This is a genomic window from Cronobacter malonaticus LMG 23826 (genome assembly GCF_001277215.2).
Classification (GTDB): Bacteria; Pseudomonadota; Gammaproteobacteria; order Enterobacterales; family Enterobacteriaceae; genus Cronobacter; species Cronobacter malonaticus.
In genome coordinates, this window is the sequence record NZ_CP013940.1 from 854,761 (window position 1) to 878,812 (window position 24,052).

The window sequence follows — 24,052 nt, forward strand, 5'->3', positions numbered from 1 at the left end:
CTGCGATTAACGCTTCGCGTCAAGCTTCGGCTTGTTATCCATATTGGTCAGCACACCGTTGCTGTTGAAGGTCAGCGTCAGCGTTTGCTGCGTGACATCTTCGTGACCCGGCTGCTGGCGGAAAACGTAGAACCATGTATTGCTGCCGAACGGGTCCGTCATCATCGGCGTGCCCAGCGCGTAAGCAACCTGCTGTTGCGTCATGCCAATACGGACTTTAGCAATGTCGGTAGACGTCAGGTAGTTACCCTGGTTAATGTCGGGGCGGTAAACCACTCGCTCCAGAGTAGAACAGCCTGCGGTCAACATCAGAAGGACCGCTGCGGCAGCAGTCAGCGTTTTACAGCGCATAGTGATTAGATTCCTTTTCGGGCCCGAGCAACACGCGGCTCATACATAATTAGCCGATGATAATAAACCTTCAGTCAGTTTAAAACCTTAAGGCGCTTCACTATGACCGTAGCGGAGGAAAAAAGTTAGCGCAAAAAGCGATTAAAGCACGCCGCGCGCTTTTGTTGCTGCTTTTCTGAGCGAAAGCGCGGGGCGCAGAGCCCCGCCGGAGAGAAAATTACGCCGCCAGCAGCTCTTTAGCGTTCGCCAGGGTATTGCGTGTAACTTCGCTACCGCCCAGCAGGCGGGCCAGCTCCTGAAGACGCGCTTTTTTATCCAGCGGCTGCATATGGGTTTCGGTCATCGCGCCATCGGTCTCTTTGCTGACAAAGAAGTGATGATGGCCGCAGCCCGCGACCTGCGGCAGGTGGGTGACGCACATTACCTGGGTGGATTCGCCAAGCTGGCGCAGCAGTTTGCCCACTACGGCGGCGGTAGGACCGCTGATACCCACGTCCACTTCATCGAAAATCAGCGCCGGAGTTTCCATTTTACGGGCGGTGATCACCTGAATCGCCAGCGCGATACGGGAAAGCTCGCCGCCGGAGGCCACTTTCGCGAGCGGCTGCAGCGGCTGCCCCGGGTTTGTGGAGACGCGGAAATCGATGCGATTGGCGCCTTCCGCTGTCAGATGGTGCTCCTCAAACAGGACGTCAATCGTGAACTGACCGTGTGGCATCGACAGCGAATGCATACTGTCGGTGATGAGCTGCGTCAGTTCGCGGGCATAGACCACGCGGCTTTCATGCAGCGCGTGCGCTACCGCCAGCGCCTGCTGGTGGTGTTTGTTGACCGCCAGGGTCAACGTTTCCAGGCAATCGGCCTGGTCGTCCAGAAGCTGTTGCTCTTCAAGCAGCTTCTGGTGGAACGCGGGCAGCTCTTCCGGGGCGATATGGTGCTTGCGCGCAAGCGTGATTTGACGGGAGATGCGCTGCTCCAGCTCATACAGACGGTTCGGGTCGAGATCCAGACGTTCGCAGTAGTGACGCAGTTCGTCGCTGGCTTCGCTCAGCTGGATGGCGGCCTCTTCAAGCATATTCAGCACGCCGGAGAGTTTGTCATCCATGCCGACGAGATCGGTCACGAGATTGCGTGCGCTGTAGAGCTGGCTTTGCAGATTGGCATCTTCCGCGTCGGCCAGCAGGTTTAACGCCTGCTGGCTGGTAGAAAGCAGCTGCCCGCTGTTGGCTAAGCGTTTGTACTCTTCATCGATTTGCTCGAACTCGCCCGGCTGCGGGTTGAATTCGTTAAGCTCTTTTAACTGGTAGTGCAGCAGCTCGGCGCGCGCGGCGCGCTCCTGGCTCTGTTGCTGATGCAGGGCGAGATCGCGACAGCTTTGATGCCACTGGCGGTAGCTCTGCGCCATCTGCGCCATGAGCTCACCTTCGCCTGCATAGCCATCCAGCAGGCGTTTCTGATGTTCAGGTTTAAGCAGAAGCTGGTGGGCGTGCTGACCGTGAATTTGAATCAGCAACTGACCGAGTTCGCGCAGCTGCGAGAGCGGCACGGCGGTGCCGTTGATAAAGCCGCGCGAGCGGCCATCGCTGCTGATAACACGGCGCAGCAGGCACTCGCTGCCGTCTTCAAGCTGGTTTTCTTCCAGCCAGCGCAGGGCGGCAGGCGTGTCTTTCAGCGCGAAGCGGGCGCAGAGATCCGCGCGGCTGGCACCGGCGCGCACCATATCGCCCTCCGCACGGCCACCCAGGCACAAACCCAGCGCATCGATCGCAATGGATTTACCGGCGCCGGTTTCGCCGGTGATGGCGGTCATCCCGGCGTTAAAGTCGATTTCCAGTTCACGAACAATAGCGAAATTACTGATGGTTAATTGTGCCAGCATAGCCGCCTTCCTGTATAAACTCACAGAGCTGTAATTGCATACAGTATAAACTGGTTTTATATACAGTAAAGTGGCTGATGCGGGTTTCAGAATAATTTTTTTGACCAGCCGAGTTTTGTGCTTAACGTATTGAAATAGCTGTAGTCCTTCGGATGAATGAGGTTCAGCGGGTAGTCGCAGCGGCGGATAAACACATCTTCGCCTTCCTGGATAGGCAGCGCTATCTGGCTGTCGCAGCTGATTTCCAGATCGCTGCGCATGTTGGAAAAACGCAGGCGAATGGTGCTGCTGCTGTTAATCACCAGCGGACGCGCCGAAAGCGTATGCGGGAACATGGGCACCAGCGTGATGGCGTCGAGCGACGGCGTGAGAATCGGGCCGCCGGCCGAGAGCGAATAGGCGGTGGAGCCGGTTGGCGTTGAGATAATCAGGCCGTCCGAGCGCTGAGAAAACGCGAATTTTTCATCAATATAGACTTCGAATTCAATCATATGCGCCACTTTACCGGGGTGCAGAACCACTTCATTAATGGCAGTACTGATGCGCTTCTGGCAATTTTTCTGGCAGACCTGCGCCTCCAGCAAAAAGCGTTGCTCGCGGATATAATGACCTTCAAGCACGTCCGCCAGCTGCTGCTGGGCGTTGTCCGGATCGAGATCGGTAAGGAAACCGAGATTACCGCGGTTGATGCCGATGACGCTGATGTCATAGCGCGCCAGAACGCGCGCGGCACCGAGCATGTTGCCGTCCCCGCCGACCACGACCGCCAGATCCGCCTGCTGGCCAATTTCCGCCAGCGTTCCGGTGCGGGCATCCGTGAGTTTTAACTCCTCGGCTATCTGCTGCTCGATAATGACGTCGTAGCCGCGATCCAAAAGCCAGCGCCACAGCATTTCATGCGTCGTCAGCGCGGTAGGGTGACGTGGATGTCCGACAATACCGATGCAGTTGAAATGGTTATTCATTTTCCTGGTCGTCCTTATAGGCGTGGAAAGGGGGACAATCTGTCTGCTTCCCTTGAAACCCGCAAACTGATCCCCATAATAATCCAGGTTAGCGATACGAATGCATAAACGCGGAGAATTTCATGAGTAGTAAAGAACAGAAAACGCCTGACGGGCAAGCCCCGGAAGAGATCGTCACGGAGCAGCATGAAGAGGTTGAGGCTGTAGAATCTGCCGAATCTGCTGAGCAGGTGGATCCGCGCGATGAAGAGATTGCCCGGTTGCAGTCGGAGTTAACGCAGGCCCAGAACCGCGAGCGCGACACTGTGTTGCGCATGAAAGCGGAGATGGAAAACCTGCGTCGCCGTACCGAGCAGGATATCGAGAAGGCGCATAAATTCGCGCTGGAGAAATTCATCAACGAGCTGCTGCCGGTTATCGACAGCCTCGATCGCGCGCTTGAAGTGGCGAACAAAGAAAACCAGGATATGGCCGCGATGGTGGAAGGGATCGAACTGACCCTGAAATCGATGCTGGATGTAGTGCGTAAGTTCGGCGTGGAAGTGATTGCCGACACCAACGTGCCGCTGGATCCGAACGTGCATCAAGCTATCGCCATGGTGGAATCGGAAGACGTTGCGCCGAACCACGTGCTGGCGGTGATGCAGAAAGGCTATACCCTGAACGGCCGCACCATTCGCGCCGCGATGGTGACCGTCGCGAAAGCGAAGGCGTAAGCCGCGCCGTAACGAACGTAGTAATGAAAAAGGCCAGTCATCGACTGGCCTTTTTTAATGAGGTAACGGTTAGTTGCCTTCCACGCTTTCCCGCAGCGGTTTTACCGGTGTTATCCGCACTTGTTTAATCATGTTTTCCTGCACATCGAGAATATCGATATCGTACTGGTGCAGACGCAGGCGAATGCCGGCGGAGGGGATCTCCTCCAGCGCTTCGAGGATCATGCCGTTGACGGTGCGGGCTTCTTCTTCCGGTAAGCGCCAGTTAAACGCTTTGTTAAGCTCGCGCACGTTGGCGCTGCCTTCGATGATAACCGAGCCGTCGTTTTGCGGCGTGACTTCCTCAGCAAGCGTGGGTGACATCGACGTCGTGAAGTCGCCGACAATCTCTTCAAGAATATCTTCTACCGTCACTAGCCCCTGAATATCGCCATATTCATTGACCACCAGGCCCACTTTCTTTTTATTGCGCTGGAATTTCACCAGCTGGACGCTGAGCGGCGTACCTTCCGGCACGTAGTAGATCTCATCGGCGGCGCGCAGCATCACCTCTTTGGTGAACTCTTTTTTCTCGTTCATCTGCCGCCAGGCTTCGCGGATGCGCAGCATGCCGATAGCGTCGTCGAGGGATTCGCGATACAGCACGATGCGCCCGTGCGGCGAGTGGGTCAGCTGGCGGACGATAGATTTCCAGTCATCGTTGATATCAATGCCGACGATATCGTTACGCGGCACCATGATGTCGCTGACGCTCACTTTCTCCAGATCCAGCACGGAGAGCAGCATGTCCTGATTGCGGCGTGAAATCTGCGAGCGCGACTCATGCACGATGGTGCGCAGCTCATCTTTGCTGAGCGCGGCGCTCACCACGTTATCCGCTTTAATACCGACCATGCGCATCAGCACGCGCGTGATCATATTCAGCAGCCAGACCAGCGGCATCATAATGATTTGCAGCGGGCCGAGTAAAAAGCTGCTCGGGAATGCGACTTTCTCCGGGTAGAGCGCTGCGACGGTTTTTGGCAGGACTTCAGCGAAAACCAGCACCACGAAGGTCAGTACGCCGGTGGCGATCGCCACGCCCGCGTCGCCATACAGGCGCATACCAACAATAGTGGCAAGTGATGACGCGAGAATATTGACCAGGTTGTTGCCGATTAACACCAGGCTTATCAGCCGGTCAGGCTTGCGCAGCAGGCGTTCCACCCGTTTTGCCGCGCGGTTGCCCTGCTTCGACAGGTGCCGCAGGCGGTAACGGTTGAGGGTCATCATCCCGGTTTCGGAGCCGGAGAAGTAGGCGGAGACCACCACCATCACGATAAGCGTTACGATGAGTGTAGTGGTTGAGATATGTTCCAACGTATTGTCCTTTGAAGTTTAGCCAGCGAACTGCTGGATAACCCGGCTGCCGAAGTAGGCGAGCGTCAGCAAGGCGGCGCCTGCAACGTTAAACCACACCACGCGGCGGCCGCGCCAGCCTTCATGATAGTGTCCCCAAAGCAGGATGATATAGACAAACCATGCGACGATGGACAGCACCGCTTTGTCGATATTCTCCATGCTGAACATGTTGTGAAGATAGAACAGGCCGGTGCAGAGCGTCAGCGTCAGCAGCACGACGCCCACCTGGGTAATATGGAACATCTTGCGCTCGATGCCCATCAGCGGCGGCATATCGGCGCTGAACACCAGCTTTTTGTTCTTCAGAAGATAGTCTATCCACGCCAGTTGCAGCGCGTAGAGCGCAGCGATAATCAGCGTCGCGTAGGAGAAGAGCGACAGGCCGATGTGCACCATCATGCCGGGCGTGGTTTCCAGATGCGTAATGTATTCATTCGGTACGAAGGTCGCGAACGCCAGGTTGATAAGCGCAAACGCGTAAACAATCGGCAACAGCAGCCAGCCGCGGTTTTTCGAGGCCACAATCGTCATCACGGTGCAGATCATCAGGCTGACCAGTGAACCTACATTCAGCAGGCTGAGATTCTGGCCGCCGCTGCTGTCGTCCGGGAACAGCCGACCTTCCAGCGCCACGGCGTGACAGACGAGCGCTATCATCGCCGAAATTATCGCAAGACGACGCCACGCGCTGTTCTTGCGAAGCAGGCCGGGAATGATAAGCGCCAGGCTTACCGAGTAGGCGACAAGCGCCAGCAGTGAAAAAACAGGCATATAGGATGTCGGATTAGCCAGAAGAGAAAGAGAAGCAGTATAGCGTTACGCGCCGCCTGCTCCAACCGTTGCATCACAACCAGGGCGGCTTCATGTTATACTGCGCCTCATTCTTACTCGGTGTCGCTGCGGCGGCCTAAAGTTACCCTTGGGCAAGAGATCATGTTTGATAATTTAACTGACCGTTTGTCGCGCACGCTGCGCAATATCAGCGGCCGTGGGCGCCTGACTGAAGACAACATTAAAGAGACGCTGCGCGAAGTGCGCATGGCGCTGCTGGAAGCCGACGTCGCGCTGCCGGTGGTGCGTGACTTCATTAACCGCGTAAAAGAGAAAGCGGTAGGGCATGAAGTTAACAAAAGCCTGACGCCAGGCCAGGAGTTCGTGAAGATTGTTCGTAACGAACTGGTGGCGGCGATGGGCGAAGAAAACCAGAGCCTGAACCTGGCCGCGCAGCCACCCGCCGTGGTGCTGATGGCGGGCCTGCAGGGTGCCGGTAAAACGACAAGCGTCGGTAAGCTCGGTAAATTCCTGCGCGAAAAGCACAAGAAAAAAGTGCTGGTGGTTTCCGCGGACGTATATCGCCCGGCGGCGATTAAACAGCTCGAAACGCTGGCGCAGCAGGTGGGTGTGGATTTCTTCCCGTCTGACGTCGCGCAAAAGCCGGTCGACATCGTTAACGCGGCGCTCAAAGAAGCGAAGCTGAAATTCTACGACGTGCTGCTGGTGGATACCGCCGGTCGTCTGCATGTCGACGAAGCGATGATGGACGAAATCAAGCAGGTCCACGCCTCTATCAAACCAGTGGAAACGCTGTTTGTGGTCGATGCGATGACTGGCCAGGACGCCGCCAATACCGCGAAGGCCTTTAACGAAGCGCTGCCGCTGACCGGCGTGGTGCTGACCAAAGTGGACGGTGACGCCCGCGGCGGTGCGGCGCTCTCGATTCGTCACATCACCGGCAAACCGATTAAATTCCTCGGCGTTGGCGAGAAAACCGAAGCGCTGGAGCCGTTCCACCCGGACCGTATCGCGTCGCGTATTCTCGGTATGGGCGATGTACTGTCGCTTATCGAAGATATCGAAAGCAAAGTCGATCGCGCGCAGGCGGAGAAACTCGCCTCCAAGCTGAAAAAAGGCGACGGCTTCGATCTGAACGATTTCCTTGAGCAGCTCAAGCAGATGAAAAACATGGGCGGCATGGCGAGCCTGATGGGCAAGCTGCCGGGCATGGGACAACTGCCGGATAACGTGAAATCGCAGATGGATGACAAAATCCTGGTGCGTATGGAAGCCATCATTAATTCGATGACGCTGAAAGAGCGCGCGAAGCCGGAAATCATCAAAGGCTCCCGCAAGCGCCGTATCGCGGCAGGCTGCGGGATGCAGGTGCAGGACGTTAACCGTCTTCTGAAACAGTTCGACGACATGCAGCGCATGATGAAGAAGATGAAGAAGGGCGGGATGGCGAAGATGATGCGGAATATGAAGGGGATGATGCCGCCAGGCTTCCCCGGCCGCTAACCAGAGAAAAATCAGGCTATCTTATTTGCCATTTTCGCCCCGGGGTGTGCTCGGAATGCTCACGTACTGCGTGTACGCTCCGCTTCCTGCGCGCACGCCGTGGCGAAACTGGCTGCAACGATATACGCCTGATTGTTCTCTGTTGCTATATGCAGATTGCTTTTTCCTCAGAAATCAGTAAAATTTTCGGGCTTTTAATATGACGCCGGGCTCCGTTCCTCGATGGGGCCCGGTGTTTTATTCACACAAGAGGATGTTATGGTAACTATTCGTTTAGCACGTCACGGCGCTAAAAAGCGTCCGTTCTACCAGGTTGTCGTTACTGATAGCCGTAATGCACGCAACGGTCGCTTCATTGAGCGCGTTGGTTTCTTCAACCCGATCGCGAACGAGAAAGAAGAAGGCACCCGCCTGGATCTGGATCGTATCGAGCACTGGGTTGGCCAGGGCGCTACCGTTTCCGATCGCGTTTCCGCGCTGATCAAAGCAGCAAAAAAAGCAGCTTAATCTGTCACGGTGGTCATGATGAGCAAGCAAGACGCCGCTAAAGCCCCTGTTAACCCGATTGTTCTCGGGAAAATGGGTTCTTCTTACGGCATTCGTGGTTGGCTCAGAGTGTTTTCCTCCACCGAAGACGCTGAAAGCATTTTTGACTATCAGCCCTGGTTTATCCAGCAGGCGGGTCAGTGGCAGCAAGTACAGCTGGAAAGCTGGAAGCACCACAATCAGGACATGATCATCAAGCTGAAAGGCGTTGACGATCGTGATGCCGCGAATCTTTTGACCAATTGCGAAATTGTCGTGGATTCCTCGCAGTTGCCGGACCTCGAAGAAGGCGACTACTACTGGAAAGACCTTATCGGTTGCCAGGTAGTCACGACGGAAGGGTACAGCCTCGGTAAAGTCATCGACATGATGGAAACCGGGTCCAACGACGTTCTCGTCGTTAAGGCAAACCTGAAAGATGCGTTCGGTATCAAGGAGCGGTTACTTCCGTTCCTCGATGGGCAGGTTATCAAGAAAGTCGATCTCGCTACTCAAACCATTGAAGTAGATTGGGATCCTGGTTTTTAAACCTCCGGACAAACGGTAATAAACGGCGCTATGTGGATTGGCATAATCAGCCTGTTTCCTGAGATGTTCCGCGCGATTACCGATTACGGGGTAACTGGCCGGGCAGTAAAAAATGGCCTGCTGAGCATCGACAGCTGGAGTCCTCGCGACTTCACGCACGACCGGCACCGTACCGTGGACGACAGGCCCTACGGCGGCGGACCGGGGATGCTAATGATGGTGCAACCCTTGCGGGACGCCATTCACGCAGCGAAAGCCGCGGCAGGCGAGGGCGCAAAGGTGATTTACCTTTCACCTCAGGGACGCAAGCTTGATCAAGCGGGCGTCAGTGAGCTGGCGACGAACGAGAAGTTAATTCTGGTTTGTGGCCGCTACGAAGGGATAGATGAGCGCGTAATTCAGACCGAAATTGACGAAGAATGGTCAATCGGCGATTACGTTCTCAGCGGCGGCGAGCTACCCGCCATGACGCTGATTGATTCGGTCGCCAGGTTTATTCCGGGCGTACTCGGTCACGAAGCGTCGGCAACGGAAGATTCCTTTGCCGACGGGTTGCTGGATTGCCCGCACTATACCCGGCCTGAAGTGTTAGAAGGGATGGAAGTACCGCCAGTCTTACTGTCGGGGAACCATGCCGAAATCAGACGCTGGCGCCTGAAGCAGTCGCTGGGCCGTACCTGGCTTAGAAGACCTGAACTTCTGGAAAACCTGGCTCTGACTGAAGAGCAAGCAAAGTTGCTGGCGGAGTTCAAAACTGAACACGCACAACAGCAACATAGACATGATGGGACTGGCGACGCGTAAGCCGCTACCCGAAACATCAGTTTACCCAGGATAAGAGATTAAATTATGAGCAACATTATTAAGCAACTTGAACAAGAGCAGATGAAGCAGGACGTACCTTCCTTCCGTCCGGGTGATACCGTGGAAGTGAAAGTATGGGTTGTTGAAGGTTCCAAAAAACGTCTGCAGGCATTCGAGGGCGTGGTTATCGCTATCCGTAACCGCGGTCTGCACTCTGCATTCACTGTTCGCAAAATCTCCAACGGCGAAGGCGTTGAGCGAGTCTTCCAGACTCACTCTCCGGTAGTTGACAGCATTGCTGTTAAACGTCGTGGTGCTGTACGTAAAGCTAAACTGTACTACCTGCGTGAGCGCACTGGTAAGTCTGCTCGTATCAAAGAGCGTCTTAACTAAGATTCGCTTAAGCGACATCCGATATAAAAAGGGCTGGCCTGCGGGCTGGCCCTTTTTTTGTCGCTTTACCGCTTAAGCTCAGTGTAAAGAGCGCCTGTTTTCCTTCCTTTGCGTTAACCATCGACATCCAAATCATTTACAATAAGCCTCCCTTTCTGGAGGTGCAGTGGGCAGCAACATCTTTTATCAGTCAGTGTTTCGTTATCGCGCAGCTATGCTTGCGCTGTTCGCGATCCTGCTGATTGTGGTGGCACCGCTTATTTCTGTCAGCCTGCAAAAAGACCCGATGAGCGCGATGCCCGGCATGCATCACGAGATGCCCGGCATGCATCACGAGATGCCGATGGCTGACATGGGCGACATGGCCGATATGCATCAGGGGATGCATCACGAGAGAGCTGCTCCTGAGCCGGTATCCATGCCGGTCGATCATGCCGAAGCGTGCGGCTACTGCGTTCTGCTGGCGCACGTGCCAGGCCTGTTGCTGGCGCTTGTACTGCTCATCTCCTTTATTCTCCAACGCGTGCGGTTGCCGGTTCCTCGCCCGGTGGCCAGGCACTGGCGTTTTTACCCGCGTCTCTGGCCCGATACCCGCGCGCCGCCGCGCCTGTCTGCTTTTTCCTGCTAAAAACCCCTGCGCCCTGGCGCAGCGATAACACCTGCTTTTAAAAAGGAAAAGTATGACTTCCTGCACGCCGCGTGCGGCATGGGTAAACCTGCTGCGACGCCTTCATTTCTATATTGGTCTGTTTATCGGGCCGTTTATTTTCATCGCCGCGCTGACGGGCACGCTCTATGTCGCGACTCCGCAGCTCGAAACCTGGATCTATCGCGAGGCGCTGTCCGGCGCTACGTCGGGTGAGCGTCAGCCGCTGGCGCAGCAAATCACTGTCGCGGAGCAACAGACAGGCGGTAAGTTGCGCCTCTCTGCGGTACGTCCGGCGTTAACGCCTGGCGAGACAACGCGGGTGATGTTTGCTGACCCGTCGCTTGGCGAGTCGGAATCGCGCGCGATATTTATCGATCCGGTGACCCTTGCGGTAAAAGGCGACATGACCGTCTATGGCACCAGCGGCATTCTGCCCCTGCGCCAGTGGATAGACTATATGCACCGTTCGCTGCTGCTTGGCGACATCGGGCGTGTCTACAGCGAACTGGCGGCCTCATGGATGTGGGTGGCGGCGCTTGGCGGTATAGCGCTCTGGTACTTCACCCGCCCGAAACGGCGCATGAAAAACGCGTTTCAGAATACACGCCGCCTGCATACGGGTCTCGGCTGGGCGCTGCTCGCCGGTATGCTGCTCTTTTCCGCGACAGGACTCACCTGGTCGCAGTGGGCGGGCGCGAACGTCGATAAAATGCGCGCTGCGTTTGGCTGGCTGACGCCCCAGGTTAATACGCAGCTGCATGGCAGGGCGCAGGAACACGATCCGCACGCGGAGCACCATATGCATCACGGCGCGATGGGCATGCCAGCGCTGCATATCGATGCTCGTCAGTATGACCAGGTGTTGCTGGCGGCGAGAAGCGCCGGGATCGACGCCCGCAGGCTGGAGATTCGTCCGCCGCGTGAGGCGGGGCGCGCCTGGACGGTGACGGAAATCGACCGCGCCTGGCCCACGCAGGTGGATGCCGTGGCAGTGGACGGCGCAACGCTTCAGGTGATCGATATTACGCGTTTTGCGGATTATCCGCTGATGGCGAAGCTCACGCGCTGGGGCGTTGATTTTCATATGGGCATACTGTTCGGCCTGCCGAACCAGTTGCTGCTTATCGCCTTTGGCATTGCGCTGTGTGTGGCAATTGTGCTCGGCTACCGGCTCTGGTGGCTGCGTCGCCCGCAGGGGCCGCTGGTCAGCCCGGCGGCGACGCTAAGCCAGGGCTGGCTGAATCTGCCGGTTATCTGGCGTGTGGTGACGCTCGCGACAGCCGTACTGCTGGGGCTGGCGCTGCCGGTCATGGGCATTAGCCTCGTTATAATATTGTTGATGGACTACTGGCGCTGGCGGCAGGGGCGTCGCAAACCGGTCGTTGAATAAGTGCAGTAATAACAGGGCGGGAAAACCCGCCCTTTATTTTTGTAAATTTTTAATTACACAAACAAGCCAGAAAAGCGGCATTTATTTTCTTTTTGTAAACTTATAGGTACGTATTATGGATTGAAATCTTTACCGCCTGTGATATTGTTAAATCCTCCTCGCGGAGAAAAACTATCGCAACGAGCAAACTAACAGGATCGCCATCATGCAAAAAGACGCGCTGAATAACGTTCATATCGCCGATGAACAAGTGTTAATCACTCCGGATCAACTTAAAGCCCAGTTCCCGCTGACCGTTGAACAGGAGGCGCAGATTGCGCGCTCTCGCCAGACCATTTCCGATATCATCGCCGGTCGCGATCCGCGCCTGCTGGTGGTGTGTGGACCTTGCTCGATCCACGATCCTGAAGCCGCGATGGAGTATGCTCGTCGATTTAAAGCCCTGTCCGAACAGGTCAGCGATAGTCTTTACCTTGTCATGCGCGTCTATTTTGAAAAGCCCCGTACCACGGTTGGCTGGAAAGGGCTGATTAACGATCCGCATATGGATGGCTCGTTTGATGTGGAAGCGGGGCTGAAAATCGCGCGCCGCCTGCTGGTGGATCTTGTGAGCCTTGGCTTGCCGCTCGCGACCGAAGCGCTCGATCCGAACAGCCCGCAATACTTAGGCGATCTCTTTAGCTGGTCCGCGATTGGCGCGCGTACCACGGAATCGCAGACGCACCGCGAAATGGCGTCCGGCCTCTCTATGCCGGTCGGCTTTAAAAACGGCACCGACGGCAGCCTTGCGACCGCGATTAACGCGATGCGTGCTGCCGCGATGCCGCACCGTTTTGTCGGCATCAATCAGGCAGGCCAGGTTTGCCTGCTGCAAACCCAGGGCAACCCGGATGGCCACGTGATCCTGCGCGGCGGCAAAGCGCCGAACTACAGCCCGGCGGATGTCGCACAGTGTGAAAAAGAGATGGAGCAGGCGGGCCTGCGTCCGGCGCTGATGATCGACTGCAGCCACGGCAACTCCAATAAAGATTACCGCCGCCAGCCGGGCGTCGCGGAATCCGCGGTGGCGCAAATCAAAGACGGCAACCGTTCTATTATTGGTCTGATGATTGAAAGCCACCTTCACGAAGGCAATCAGTCCTCCGAACAGCCGCGCAGCGCCATGAAATACGGCGTTTCGGTTACCGACGCCTGCATCAGCTGGGAAACCACCGAGGCGCTGCTGCGCGAGCTTCATCAGAGTCTGCGAGGGGCGCTGGCGGCGCGCCTGGCGTAAGGGGTTTAACGATGGTGGCTGAATTGACCGCGCTGCGCGATCAAATTGATGAAGTGGATAAGGCGCTGCTGGGGCTGCTGGCGCGCCGTCTGGAGCTGGTAGCGGAAGTCGGCGAAGTAAAAAGCCGCTACGGACTGCCGATTTATGTACCGGAGCGCGAGGCCTCTATGCTGGCGTCACGCCGTCAGGAGGCCGAAACGCTCGGCGTGCCGCCGGATCTTATCGAAGACGTATTACGCCGCGTGATGCGCGAATCGTACTCCAGCGAGAACGATAAAGGCTTTAAAACACTTAACCCGGCGCTGCGTCCGGTGGTGATTGTCGGCGGCGGAGGCCAGATGGGCCAGCTGTTTGAAAAAATGCTCGCGCTCTCCGGCTACCAGGTGCGCATTCTGGAGCAGGAAGACTGGCCACAGGCACAGACGCTGTGCGCTGATGCCGGAATGGTGATTGTCAGCGTGCCGGTGCACCTGACCGAAGCGATTATCCGCAAGCTGCCTGCGCTGCCGGAAGATTGCGTACTTGTCGATTTAACCTCAGTGAAAAACGTGCCGCTGCAGGCGATGCTGGAAACGCACTCCGGCCCGGTACTGGGTCTGCACCCGATGTTCGGGCCAGACAGCGGCAGCCTTGCCAAACAGGTGGTGGTTTACTGCGACGGCCGCATGCCGGAGGCGTACCAGTGGTTCCTTGAACAGATTCAGGTGTGGGGCGCGCGGCTGCACCGCATCAGCGCGGTCGAGCACGATCAAAATATGGCGTTTATCCAGGCGCTGCGCCATTTCGCGACGTTTGCCTACGGCCTGCATCTGGCCGAAGAAAACGTACAGCTGGAGCAACTGCTGGCGCTCTCCTCACCGATTTACCGGCTGGAACTGGCGATGGTGGGCCGCCTGTTTGCGCAGGATCCGCAGTTGTATGCCGACATTATTATGTCGTCGCCGGGCAATCTGGCGCTGATTAAGCGTTACTATCAGCGCTTTGGCGAGGCGATCGGCCTGCTGGAGCAGGGCGACAAGCGTGCGTTTATCGACAGCTTCCGGAAAGTTGAACACTGGTTCGGCGATTATGCGAAGCGATTCCAGCAGGAGAGCCGCGCGCTGTTGCGCCAGGCAAACGACAGCCGCCAGTAACGCAAAATCCGCTTATACTCAAAAGCCAGCAGGCCAGTTCCGCTGGCTTTTTTTATGGCGAAAAAGGATGAACGAAATGGCGCAACCGCAGCTGTTGTTTGATTACACCGGCCATCTGCCGGAATGCCCGACCTGGGACGCGCAGGAGCAGGCGCTCTACTGGGCCGATATCCTGGAGCAGGAGATCCATCGCTATCAGCCGCAAAGCGGCGAACACCGCGTCTGGCAGTTCCCGGAAGAGGTGGGCTGTTTCGCGTTGCGTGAGAAGGGCGGTTTTATCGTCGCGCTGCGCAGCGGCATCTGGCTTGCCGACGAGCGCGGCATTCTGGGGCAGAAGGTTTGCGATAACCCCAATAACCCGGCGCTGGCGCGCTTTAACGACGGCGGCACCGACCACGATGGACGCTTTTACGCGGGCACCTTCTGGGCGCCTGGCGATTACAAAGGCGCGCTGCTGGTGCGTGTAGATAATGACCTGAGCGCGCATGTTATCCAGAGCGATATTCACGGTGCGAACGGCCTTGCCTTCAGCCCTGACAGACGCTGGATGTATACCTCCGATACGCCCAAAGGCGTCATTTACCGCACGCCGCTTGATGAACTCGGCGAACCGGGCAAACGCGAAATTTTCAAAACCTTTGGCGAAGGTGAAGGCATTCCTGATGGCGCTGCGCTGGATGTGGAAGGCTGCTACTGGACGGCGATGTATGACGGCCATCGCATCGCGCGGTTTTCCCCAGACGGCGAGCAGCTTGAGGAGCACCGCCTGCCGGTGCGCTGCCCGACGATGGCCTGTTTTGGCGGCCCGGAGATGAAAACGCTCTATATCACCACTACGCGGGAAAATATGGATATGGAGGAGCTGGAAAAATTCCCGCTCTCGGGCGCGCTCTTTACGCTTGAGGTCAGCGTTGCGGGGCTGCCGAAGCCGCGATTCAAAGGATAAAAAAGCGGCCGGTTTTCCGGCCGCCTCTGGTTATGCCGGGTCGACCGGCACCACGTTTTCGCTTGGGTAACAGCCCAGCACTTTCATCGACCGGGTGATCTCCACAAGCTCTTTCAGCGCCTGCTGCATCGCCGCATCGTGGAGATTCGCCTGGATATCCAGATAGAACATCTCTTCCCAGGGGTTGCCGTTAATCGGGCGCGATTCGAGCTTCGTCATAATCAGATTGTGATTACGCAGCACCAGAAGCGCCTCTACCAGCGCGCCAGCCTGCTGGCCGGTGGCGATTAACAGCGTGGTTTTCGCCGGTACCTGATCGGATACGTTGATTGCCTTGCGGGCCAGCACCACAAAGCGGGTGATGTTCTGCGTCTGGTTGGCGAGATTGCGCTCCAGCACCTGCAAACCGTAGAGCGCGCCGCCCGCTTCGCTACCGAGCGCGGCGACATACGGAGAGCTGGCGTGCGCCACTTTTTCCATCGCGGCGGCGGTGCTTTCGCAATATTCGATTTTCCAGTTCGGGTAGCGTTTAAGGAACTGGCTGCACTGCTGGAACGGCTGCGGGTGGCTGTAGACGGTTTCGATTTTATCAAGCGTGGTGGAGGTGGAGACCAGCACGCAGTGATCGATAGGCAGCGTCAGCTCGCCGACAATCGACAGGCTGGTGTGTTGCAGCAGATCGTAGACATCGTTAATCGCGCCGGAGCTGGTGTTCTCAATCGGCACGACGGCGTAATCGGCCTGGCCTGTCTCCACCTGATTAAAAATGTCGTGAAATTTTGCACAGCCGCTTTCAATGAATTGATCGAAATGACGTGCTGCGTACTGGCGGGCGGCCAGGTGCGAGTAAGAGCCTTTCGGGCCGAGAAACGCGATGCGGGCGGAGTGCGGATTGGTCTGGTTAAGATGCTGCTGGAGAAGCGCCTGCTGGGTAAGAACGGAGTCTTCGATGATCAGCTGAAAAAGCCGGGTGATGTAGTGCGCGTCGAGATGGTGGGTTTTGCCAAGGCTAATTAAATGCTCCAGTAAATCCCGCTCGCGATCGATATCTCTGACCGGACGATGGGTGGCGAGTTTCGCTTTGCCTACCTCAACCGCCAGCGCCCGGCGTTGCGCCAGCAGGGCGAGTAATTGTTCATCCAGCGCGCTGATTTTATCGCGCAGGGCCAGCAACGGGTTTTCCGCAGTCATAACGCCACCTTGTGTATAGCCATAAAAAAGGCCCCCCGGAGTGGGAGGCCTGTTAGTTCGTCTTCGCTTGCTTTCTGTACGACGACACGCCTCCCGTTCAGGGGAAGGTAAAAAAGAAAGCGAAGAAAAACGCGTGTTGCTTCATGAGAGATTCCTTAATAAGCATACCGGTAAAGTACCCGCACCCTTTTTGTTCTGTCAATAAAAAACGCGCCCGAAGGCGCGTGATAAAAGATGACGCTGATGGTTTTACTCTTCTTCTTCGACTTCGGCGAAGTTGGCGTCTTTAACGGAGCCTGTGGTGCGGCGGGCTTCGCCTTTGTGTTGCACCTTGTTCAGTTGCCTTTCCAGCTTGTTAATGAGTTCGTTAATGGCCGTGTACATATCTTCATGTTTGGCGCTGGCGACCAGATGGCCGTTAGGCGTATTGATGGTGGCGTCAGCGACGAACCCCTGGGGTTCTTTAGATAAAATGATATGCGGATTAATCAGATGAGTTTGCCATTTTTCAAGTTTGGCGAGACGGTCGGCGACGTGCTGGCGGATAGCGGGGGTGATGTCCATCTGTTTGCTGGTAATGTTCATTGTCATAAATGTTACCTCTTGTCTTTCCCGTCTTGGTAACTTCAGCATAACCGCCCCAGCGTCAATTTGCGTGATTCAGATCACTTTATTTTGTCACTTTTTGTCAATAAAACGTTTTTGTGAGTCAGGACAGGAAGAGGGCGGATTTCACTTGTCGGCCTTGTGAAAAGCGGTCATAGTTGATGAGTTAACTCCATCGCCTTCTCTGTTTAAACCTTCATCAAATCCGTTTTTATGACTCTTTTTCAGCTCGTATACCTTTTTTGAGAGCTCCTCGAAAGGCACGGCTTCGGCAATAATGCGTCATTAACGCCTGCCCTGATGCGCAGGTTTCATGTAAAAAGGATTGTTATGAAAGCCACCCTTCGGTTGACGTCGCTTCGTCGTCTTGCGCTCTGCGTGACACTCGCCTGTGGCGCTGCGCCTGCCATCGGCGCGTCGTTTGATTGTGATAAAGCAGGCACGCCTGTTGAACACGCCATCTGCCAGCAAACGTCGCTCGGCGAACTCGACAGCAAAATCAGCGACAGCTACCTGCGCGCGACGAGCAGTATGACCGTACAGGATGCCGCGGCGTTACGCGCAGAACAGCGCGCGTGGCTTAAAACGCGCAACGCCTGCGCGGGTAACGCGAGTGAGCTGAACGCATGTCTCATGGCTACTATGAAACCCCGCGCTGAACAGCTTGAGCAAATTGCGCGCCGCGCTAACCATGATTTCGATACGGCGGTGAGCCTTATCCCGACAGCTCCGGCCACGGCGGCTGATAAGCTGCGCCAGTACCAGACACCGCTGGCCTCTGCATGGCTGGTCTATCTCAACCGTTTCGTGCCCGCCAGTGGCGTGACGGCGCAGGAGGCCAATAAGCGTCACCAGATGGCCCTGGACGGGCTTAAGGACGATGATTTCGCTTACTCCATAATGAAAGATATCGACAGAGACCCGAAGGAAGGTAAAGACCGGGCGGTGCTGACGCTGCTGCGTATGAATATCGAAAGGCTGGATTACGAAAACGATAGCGACCGCCCGTACGTTCACTGCTTTATTTTCCCGGCGCAAGGGCAGGCCGCTTATGAAGCGTTTGGCGCGCTGTATGGTTCGTCACGCGACGGCGCTGCGCCAGTTTGTGCCCCTCAGGCTGCAATTTTCAGTACGCCTGCCTGGAAGGCGCTTAACGATGCGTTTTCCGATGCGCTGAGCAAAGCGAGTGAAGGCGCCGGGACGATTCAGCATGCCAGCTATGCGGACTGGCGTATTTTTGAGCTGCACGTGACCGTTAAGCCAGAGGATTACCTCAACCCTTCCGAACCGGCTCAAAAACCGCGGGATTCGGAAAAAGAGATCCGCGAGTGGAAAGATGAAACCGCCTGGCCAAAAGCGCAGCGTGAAAAAGTGCTGGCGGCGCTTGAGCCTGCGCGTAAGGCGACCGCACAGTGGCTGCAAAACGATCGCGGCTGGACGCCCGAAAATGCCCGTAAAGCGGCAGAGAACATTGTGCGCGAGTGGGTGGATGACCGCGTTACCTTTATTGACGGATCGACGTGGACCGGCGAGTAGCGCCATAAAAAAAGCCAGCCCGCCGGGCTGGCTTTTTACGCTGATGTAAGGCTCAGGAGCCGGTGTTATTCGCGGCGATAAGCTTCGCCACTTTATCCGCCTGCGCGTTGAGCTGCAGCTCGCGATAGGCGTTTTCCATCAGGCCCAGCCCTTCATGAGTCGCCTGAGTATCCGGGTAATCACGCAGCATACCTTCCACACGGTTCACAACCGCCACCCATGCGCCGCGTTTGGTGTAATATTGCGCAACGGAAAGCTCATATTTCGACAGACGGTCTTTCAGATAGACCAGACGTTTGGTGGCGTCGGTGGCGTACTGGCTCTGCGGATAGCCGCGAACCAGCTTCGAGAAGTCGCGGAACGCGTCGCGCGCATGCTGTGGATCGCGGTCGCTGCGATCGACACCGAAGAAGCCCTGCAGCGCGCTGTCATCAAGCGCCATATTGGTCAGGCCGCGCATGTAGATCACGTAGTCGATATTCGGGTGGGTCGGGTTAAGGCGAATAAAGCGGTCAATAGCGGCCTGGGCCAGCGGCAGATCGGCATTTTTATAATAGGCGTAGATCAGATCCAGCTGTACCTGCTGAGAATAAGGGCCAAACGGATAACGGTTATCTAACGCTTCCAGTTGCGTTATTGCCGCTTTCCAGTTACCGTCCTGCAGCTTTTGCTGCGCAGTCGCGTAGATCTCTGAAGGCGGATTATCGGGCACCTCTTCCTTAGAACCGGAGCAGCCCGCCAAAGCCAGGCTCAACGTGGCGGCTGCCACCAGATATTTCATGCGCGTCATGACGTTTTGACTTTCCTCAGATGTTATGCGGGAGTTTCACAGTTCCAGCTCCCGATTAAGACCAGCTACAATAGCACACTATATTAAACGGCAAAGCCGTAAAACCCAACGTTAACGAAGAAGCTGTATATGGCACAACGAGTACAACTCACCGCAACGGTGTCCGAGTCACAACTCGGTCAACGCTTAGATCAGGCTTTGGCCGAATTGTTCCCGGATTATTCACGTTCACGCATAAAAGAATGGATACTTGACCAGCGCGTGCTGGTAAACGGCCAGATGTGCGATACGCCGAAGGAGAAAGTGTTGGGTGGGGAACGTGTCGCCATCAATGCTGAAATCGAAGAAGAAGCGCGCTTTGAGCCGCAGGATATCCCGCTCAATATCGTTTATGAAGATGACGATATTATGGTTATCAACAAACCGCGCGATCTGGTGGTTCATCCGGGCGCCGGCAACCCGGACGGCACGGTGCTTAACGCGCTACTGCACTATTATCCGCCTATCGCAGATGTGCCGCGTGCAGGTATCGTGCATCGTCTGGATAAAGACACGACTGGCCTGATGGTTGTCGCGAAAACCGTTCCGGCGCAGACGCGCCTGGTTGAAGCGCTGCAGCTGCGTGAAATCACCCGCGAATATGAAGCAGTGGCGATTGGACATATGACGGCGGGCGGTACGGTCAGCGAGCCTATCAGCCGCCACCCGACCAAACGCACCCATATGTCGGTGCATCCGATGGGCAAACCGGCGGTGACGCACTACCGCATTATGGAGCATTTTCGGATTCATACCCGCCTGCGTTTGCGTCTGGAAACCGGTCGTACGCACCAGATCCGCGTACATATGGCGCACATCACCCATCCGCTGGTGGGCGATCAGCTGTATGGCGGCCGTCCGCGTCCGCCGAAAGGCGCGAGTGAAGCATTCATTCAGGCGCTGCGTAAGTTCGATCGCCAGGCGTTGCATGCGACTATGCTGCGTCTCTATCACCCCATCAGCGGTATTCTGATGGAGTGGCATGCGCCTATTCCGCAGGATATGGTTGATCTTATCGACGCGCTGCGCGCTGACTTCGAAGCCCATAAAGACGACGTGGACTGGTTATGAAACTGATTACTCCGCAGTGGCCGCTGCCTTCGGGCGTCGCGGCCTGTAGCTCTACCCGCCACGGCGGCGTCAGCCTGCCGCCTTACAACGCCTTAAATCTGGGCGCGCACTGCGGGGATAATCCTGAACATGTCGAAGAGAACCGTCGCCGTTTTTATCAGGCGGCGAATTTCCCTTCTGCACCCGTCTGGCTTGAGCAGGTTCACGGTAAGGATGTCCTTCGTCTCGACGGCGGGCCGTATGCCTCTAAGCGTGCGGATGCGTCTTATACCCGTGAACGGGGAACGGTCTGCGCGGTGATGACCGCCGATTGCCTGCCGGTGCTGTTTTGCGAGGCGTCCGGCACGGAAGTGGCGGCGGCGCACGCGGGCTGGCGTGGGCTGTGCGAAGGCGTGCTCGAAGAGACCGTCGCCTGTTTTCGCGCGCCGCCCGCCACAATCCAGGTCTGGCTTGGCCCGGCGATTGGCCCGCAGGCTTTTGAAGTTGGCCCGGAAGTGCGCGACGCGTTTACCGCTAAAGATCCCGCGGCTGCAGCTGCTTTTCGCCCGCACGGCGAGAAATATTTCGCCGATATCTATCTGCTGGCGCGCCAGCGTCTCGCGAACATCGGCGTGACCGCCGTTTATGGCGGCGAGCGCTGTACGCATAGCGAAAGCCACGATTTTTTCTCGTATCGCCGCGACAGAACGACAGGTCGTATGGCAAGTTTCATTTGGCTGATATAACCTATTGAATCAAGACGATCCGGTACGGATAACTGACGCTCCACATATTTCAGGCCATTAACCTTGAATAATTGAGGGATGACCTCATTTAATCTCCAGTAGCAATTTTGACCTGTTATGGGAGGAGTTATGCGTCTGGATCGTCTTACTAATAAATTCCAGCTTGCTCTCGCCGATGCCCAGTCTCTAGCACTGGGTCACGACAACCAGTTTATCGAACCCCTTCACCTCATGAGCGCCCTGTTAAATCAGGAAGGCGGTTCCGTTCGTCCTTTACTGACATCCGCAGGCGTTAATGCCGGGAAGTTACGCACCGATCTCGACCAGGCGCTGAGCCGCCTGCCGCAGGTGGAAGGCACCGGCGGCGACGTTCAGCCGTCGCAGGATCTGGTGCGGGCGCTGAATCTCTGCGACAAGCTGGCGCAGAAACGGGGCGACAATTTTATTTCCTCAGAGTTGTTTGTTCTGGCGGCGCTGGAGTCGCGCGGAACGCTTGCGGATTTACTCAAAGCCGCAGGTGCCACGACCGCGAACGTCACACAAGCGATTGAAAACATGCGCGGAGGCGAAACCGTGAACGATCAAGGTGCCGAAGATCAGCGGCAGGCACTGAAAAAATATACCGTCGATCTGACCGAGCGTGCCGAGCAGGGCAAGCTCGATCCGGTCATTGGCCGCGATGAAGAAATCCGTCGTACGATTCAGGTTCTGCAGCGTCGTACCAAAAACAACCCGGTACTGATTGGTGAGCCTGGCGTCGGTAAAACCGCGATAGTCGAAGGGCTGGCGCAGCGTATCGTTAATGGCGAAGTGCCGGAAGGCCTGAAAGGGCGTCGGGTGCTGGCGCTGGATATGGGCGCGCTGGTGGCCGGTGCGAAATACCGCGGGGAATTCGAAGAGCGTCTGAAAGGCGTACTGAACGACCTCTCAAAACAGGAAGGCAACGTCATTCTGTTTATCGATGAGCTGCATACTATGGTCGGCGCGGGTAAAGCCGATGGCGCGATGGATGCGGGCAACATGCTCAAACCGGCGCTGGCACGTGGCGAGTTGCACTGCGTGGGTGCCACGACGCTTGATGAATATCGTCAGTACATTGAAAAAGACGCCGCGCTGGAGCGCCGTTTCCAGAAAGTGTTTGTCGCCCAGCCGTCGGTGGAAGATACCATCGCGATCCTGCGTGGCCTTAAAGAGCGCTATGAGCTGCATCACCATGTGCAGATAACTGACCCGGCGATTGTCGCAGCGGCGACGCTGTCGCACCGCTATATTGCCGACCGCCAGTTGCCGGATAAAGCCATCGACCTTATCGATGAAGCCGCATCCAGCATTCGTATGCAGATTGACTCGAAGCCGGAAGAGCTTGACCGTCTTGACCGCCGCATCATTCAGCTCAAGCTGGAACAGCAGGCGCTGATGAAAGAGTCTGACGAGGCCAGTAAAAAACGCCTCGATATGCTGAACGATGAGCTGGCGGATAAAGAGCGTCAGTATTCTGAGCTGGAAGAAGAGTGGAAAGCAGAAAAAGCTTCACTCTCCGGCACGCAGACCATTAAAGCAGAGCTTGAGCAGGCGAAAATCGCCATTGAGCAGGCGCGCCGCGTGGGCGACCTGGCGCGGATGTCTGAACTGCAGTACGGCAAAATCCCTGAGCTTGAGAAACAGCTCGCCGCCGCCACGCAGTCGGAAGGCAAAACGATGCGCCTGCTGCGTAATAAAGTCACCGACGCGGAAATCGCCGAGGTACTGGCGCGCTGGACCGGCATTCCGGTCTCCCGCATGATGGAGAGCGAGCGCGATAAGCTGCTGCGTATGGAGCAGGATCTGCATCAGCGCGTGATCGGCCAGGATGAGGCGGTTGAAGCGGTGTCGAATGCGATTCGCCGTAGCCGCGCCGGGCTATCCGACCCGAACCGTCCGATTGGTTCATTCCTGTTCCTCGGGCCGACCGGGGTGGGTAAAACCGAGCTCTGCAAAGCGCTGGCTAACTTTATGTTCGACAGCGACGATGCGATGGTGCGTATCGATATGTCCGAGTTTATGGAGAAACACTCGGTGTCGCGTCTGGTGGGTGCCCCTCCGGGATATGTCGGTTATGAAGAGGGCGGCTATCTGACCGAAGCGGTTCGCCGTCGCCCTTATTCCGTCATCCTGCTGGATGAAGTGGAAAAAGCGCACCCTGATGTGTTCAACATTCTCCTGCAGGTGCTGGATGATGGACGCCTGACGGACGGACAAGGCAGAACGGTCGATTTCCGCAACACCGTGGTTATCATGACGTCTAACCTGGGTTCAGATCTGATTCAGGAACGCTTTGGCGCGCTGGACTACGCGAGCATGAAAGAACTGGTGATGGGCGTGGTCGGGCAGAGTTTCCGTCCGGAATTCATCAACCGTATTGATGAAGTGGTGGTGTTCCATCCGTTAGGACAGCAACATATTGCCTCTATTGCGCAGATCCAGTTGCAGCGGCTCTATCAGCGTCTGGAAGATCGCGGTTATGCGGTGCATATCTCGGATGACGCTCTGCAGTTGCTCGGTGAGAACGGCTACGACCCGGTTTACGGCGCGCGGCCGTTGAAACGAGCCATCCAGCAGCAGATTGAAAACCCGCTGGCACAGCAAATCCTTTCCGGAGAGCTGGTGCCCGGTAAAACTATCGAGCTTATCGTGCGCGACAATCGCATTGTGGCTGTGCAATAACTCGCAAAAACTGAAAAACGGGCCCTTCGGGGCTCGTTTTTGTTTATAAACCAGGCGATAATGGCGGTTCTTCAAGCGCGTTGCCTAGAAATTGAACGGTCAGAAAGTTTTTTTAAATT

The 24,052-nt window shown here is 56.4% G+C and carries 24 protein-coding genes and 1 other annotated feature; of the genes, 15 read left to right on the forward strand and 9 right to left on the reverse strand.

Annotated features, from left to right (window positions below):
* Positions 1-6 precede the first annotated feature (6 nt).
* From bamE to nadK, 3 genes are all read right to left on the reverse strand, one after another.
* Complete coding sequence (bamE, locus tag AFK66_RS03955) at positions 7-351, reverse strand: outer membrane protein assembly factor BamE (RefSeq protein WP_004387956.1); 345 nt, start codon at positions 349-351, stop codon at positions 7-9.
* Between the two features lie 217 nt (positions 352-568).
* Positions 569-2,230 carry a DNA repair protein RecN gene (gene recN / locus AFK66_RS03960; RefSeq protein ID WP_023898158.1) on the reverse strand — a complete coding sequence of 554 codons (1,662 nt, stop codon included), beginning with the start codon at positions 2,228-2,230 and terminating at the stop codon, positions 569-571.
* Positions 2,231-2,316: 86 nt separating this feature from the next.
* Positions 2,317-3,195 (reverse strand): NAD(+) kinase, encoded by an 879-nt coding sequence (gene nadK, locus AFK66_RS03965; protein WP_007777462.1) that lies wholly within the window; start codon positions 3,193-3,195, stop codon positions 2,317-2,319.
* 122 nt (positions 3,196-3,317) lie between these two features.
* Between nadK and grpE the strand changes: the two genes are divergently transcribed.
* Complete coding sequence (grpE, locus tag AFK66_RS03970) at positions 3,318-3,911, forward strand: nucleotide exchange factor GrpE (protein ID WP_004387959.1); 594 nt, start codon at positions 3,318-3,320, stop codon at positions 3,909-3,911.
* 69 nt (positions 3,912-3,980) lie between these two features.
* On the opposite strand, the gene AFK66_RS03975 is transcribed toward grpE, so the two are convergent.
* Together AFK66_RS03975 and AFK66_RS03980 are read right to left on the reverse strand one after the other, a co-directional pair.
* Positions 3,981-5,270 carry an HlyC/CorC family transporter gene (locus AFK66_RS03975; RefSeq protein WP_014728249.1) on the reverse strand — a complete coding sequence of 430 codons (1,290 nt, stop codon included), beginning with the start codon at positions 5,268-5,270 and terminating at the stop codon, positions 3,981-3,983.
* Positions 5,271-5,288: 18 nt separating this feature from the next.
* Positions 5,289-6,083: a cytochrome C assembly family protein gene (locus AFK66_RS03980; protein ID WP_007777459.1), complete on the reverse strand. Its 795-nt coding sequence runs from the start codon at positions 6,081-6,083 to the stop codon at positions 5,289-5,291.
* A 162-nt stretch (positions 6,084-6,245) separates the two neighbouring features.
* On the opposite strand from AFK66_RS03980, the gene ffh reads away from it, so the two are divergent.
* The 10 genes from ffh to AFK66_RS04030 all read left to right on the forward strand — a co-directional run bounded on the left by ffh (position 6,246) and on the right by AFK66_RS04030 (position 15,272).
* Positions 6,246-7,607 (forward strand): signal recognition particle protein, encoded by a 1,362-nt coding sequence (ffh, locus tag AFK66_RS03985; protein ID WP_007777457.1) that lies wholly within the window; start codon positions 6,246-6,248, stop codon positions 7,605-7,607.
* 258 nt (positions 7,608-7,865) lie between these two features.
* Positions 7,866-8,114, forward strand: a complete 249-nt coding sequence (gene rpsP / locus AFK66_RS03990; RefSeq protein WP_004385557.1) for a 30S ribosomal protein S16 — start codon at positions 7,866-7,868, stop codon at positions 8,112-8,114.
* A gap of 18 nt (positions 8,115-8,132) precedes the next feature.
* Entirely contained in the window at positions 8,133-8,681 is a 549-nt protein-coding gene (gene rimM, locus AFK66_RS03995; RefSeq protein WP_007870198.1) for a ribosome maturation factor RimM, read from the forward strand.
* A 30-nt stretch (positions 8,682-8,711) separates the two neighbouring features.
* Positions 8,712-9,485 (forward strand): tRNA (guanosine(37)-N1)-methyltransferase TrmD, encoded by a 774-nt coding sequence (trmD, locus tag AFK66_RS04000; protein ID WP_004385559.1) that lies wholly within the window; start codon positions 8,712-8,714, stop codon positions 9,483-9,485.
* Positions 9,486-9,530: 45 nt separating this feature from the next.
* Positions 9,531-9,878, forward strand: a complete 348-nt coding sequence (gene rplS / locus AFK66_RS04005; protein ID WP_002914145.1) for a 50S ribosomal protein L19 — start codon at positions 9,531-9,533, stop codon at positions 9,876-9,878.
* A gap of 166 nt (positions 9,879-10,044) precedes the next feature.
* Positions 10,045-10,506: a DUF2946 domain-containing protein gene (locus AFK66_RS04010; protein ID WP_032983496.1), complete on the forward strand. Its 462-nt coding sequence runs from the start codon at positions 10,045-10,047 to the stop codon at positions 10,504-10,506.
* A gap of 52 nt (positions 10,507-10,558) precedes the next feature.
* A complete protein-coding gene (locus tag AFK66_RS04015) occupies positions 10,559-11,917 on the forward strand; it encodes a PepSY-associated TM helix domain-containing protein (RefSeq protein WP_007777448.1) in 1,359 nt (452 codons plus the stop codon).
* Positions 11,918-12,122: 205 nt separating this feature from the next.
* Positions 12,123-13,193: a 3-deoxy-7-phosphoheptulonate synthase AroF gene (gene aroF / locus AFK66_RS04020; RefSeq protein WP_007777438.1), complete on the forward strand. Its 1,071-nt coding sequence runs from the start codon at positions 12,123-12,125 to the stop codon at positions 13,191-13,193.
* A gap of 11 nt (positions 13,194-13,204) precedes the next feature.
* Complete coding sequence (gene tyrA, locus AFK66_RS04025) at positions 13,205-14,326, forward strand: bifunctional chorismate mutase/prephenate dehydrogenase (RefSeq protein WP_007777435.1); 1,122 nt, start codon at positions 13,205-13,207, stop codon at positions 14,324-14,326.
* A 76-nt stretch (positions 14,327-14,402) separates the two neighbouring features.
* Positions 14,403-15,272 carry an SMP-30/gluconolactonase/LRE family protein gene (locus AFK66_RS04030; RefSeq protein WP_413540256.1) on the forward strand — a complete coding sequence of 290 codons (870 nt, stop codon included), beginning with the start codon at positions 14,403-14,405 and terminating at the stop codon, positions 15,270-15,272.
* Between the two features lie 30 nt (positions 15,273-15,302).
* On the opposite strand, the gene pheA is transcribed toward AFK66_RS04030, so the two are convergent.
* The 3 genes from pheA to raiA all read right to left on the reverse strand — a co-directional run bounded on the left by pheA (position 15,303) and on the right by raiA (position 17,054).
* Positions 15,303-16,463 carry a bifunctional chorismate mutase/prephenate dehydratase gene (gene pheA / locus AFK66_RS04035; protein WP_023898164.1) on the reverse strand — a complete coding sequence of 387 codons (1,161 nt, stop codon included), beginning with the start codon at positions 16,461-16,463 and terminating at the stop codon, positions 15,303-15,305.
* Positions 16,464-16,484: 21 nt separating this feature from the next.
* Positions 16,485-16,609 (reverse strand) — a sequence feature (Phe leader region).
* Positions 16,561-16,608, reverse strand: a complete 48-nt coding sequence (pheL, locus tag AFK66_RS22805) for a pheA operon leader peptide PheL (protein WP_192961017.1) — start codon at positions 16,606-16,608, stop codon at positions 16,561-16,563. It overlaps the preceding feature by 48 nt.
* A gap of 103 nt (positions 16,610-16,712) precedes the next feature.
* Positions 16,713-17,054 carry a ribosome-associated translation inhibitor RaiA gene (gene raiA / locus AFK66_RS04040; protein ID WP_007777430.1) on the reverse strand — a complete coding sequence of 114 codons (342 nt, stop codon included), beginning with the start codon at positions 17,052-17,054 and terminating at the stop codon, positions 16,713-16,715.
* 345 nt (positions 17,055-17,399) lie between these two features.
* Between raiA and AFK66_RS04045 the strand changes: the two genes are divergently transcribed.
* Positions 17,400-18,605, forward strand: a complete 1,206-nt coding sequence (locus AFK66_RS04045; RefSeq protein ID WP_007777426.1) for a lysozyme inhibitor LprI family protein — start codon at positions 17,400-17,402, stop codon at positions 18,603-18,605.
* Positions 18,606-18,657: 52 nt separating this feature from the next.
* Here the strand turns inward: AFK66_RS04045 and bamD are convergent, their stop codons facing one another.
* A complete protein-coding gene (bamD, locus tag AFK66_RS04050; RefSeq protein ID WP_007777423.1) occupies positions 18,658-19,395 on the reverse strand; it encodes an outer membrane protein assembly factor BamD in 738 nt (245 codons plus the stop codon).
* Between the two features lie 129 nt (positions 19,396-19,524).
* Between bamD and rluD the strand changes: the two genes are divergently transcribed.
* The 3 genes from rluD to clpB all read left to right on the forward strand — a co-directional run bounded on the left by rluD (position 19,525) and on the right by clpB (position 23,933).
* The gene (gene rluD / locus AFK66_RS04055) at positions 19,525-20,505 is read left to right on the forward strand and encodes a 23S rRNA pseudouridine(1911/1915/1917) synthase RluD (RefSeq protein WP_032968361.1); all 981 of its coding nucleotides are present in this window, start codon (positions 19,525-19,527) and stop codon (positions 20,503-20,505) included.
* Positions 20,502-21,230, forward strand: a complete 729-nt coding sequence (gene yfiH, locus AFK66_RS04060; protein WP_023898168.1) for a purine nucleoside phosphorylase YfiH — start codon at positions 20,502-20,504, stop codon at positions 21,228-21,230. The genes rluD and yfiH overlap by 4 nt, the downstream gene beginning before the upstream one ends.
* A 129-nt stretch (positions 21,231-21,359) precedes the next feature.
* The gene (clpB, locus tag AFK66_RS04065) at positions 21,360-23,933 is read left to right on the forward strand and encodes an ATP-dependent chaperone ClpB (RefSeq protein ID WP_007777417.1); all 2,574 of its coding nucleotides are present in this window, start codon (positions 21,360-21,362) and stop codon (positions 23,931-23,933) included.
* Positions 23,934-24,052: the final 119 nt, after the last annotated feature.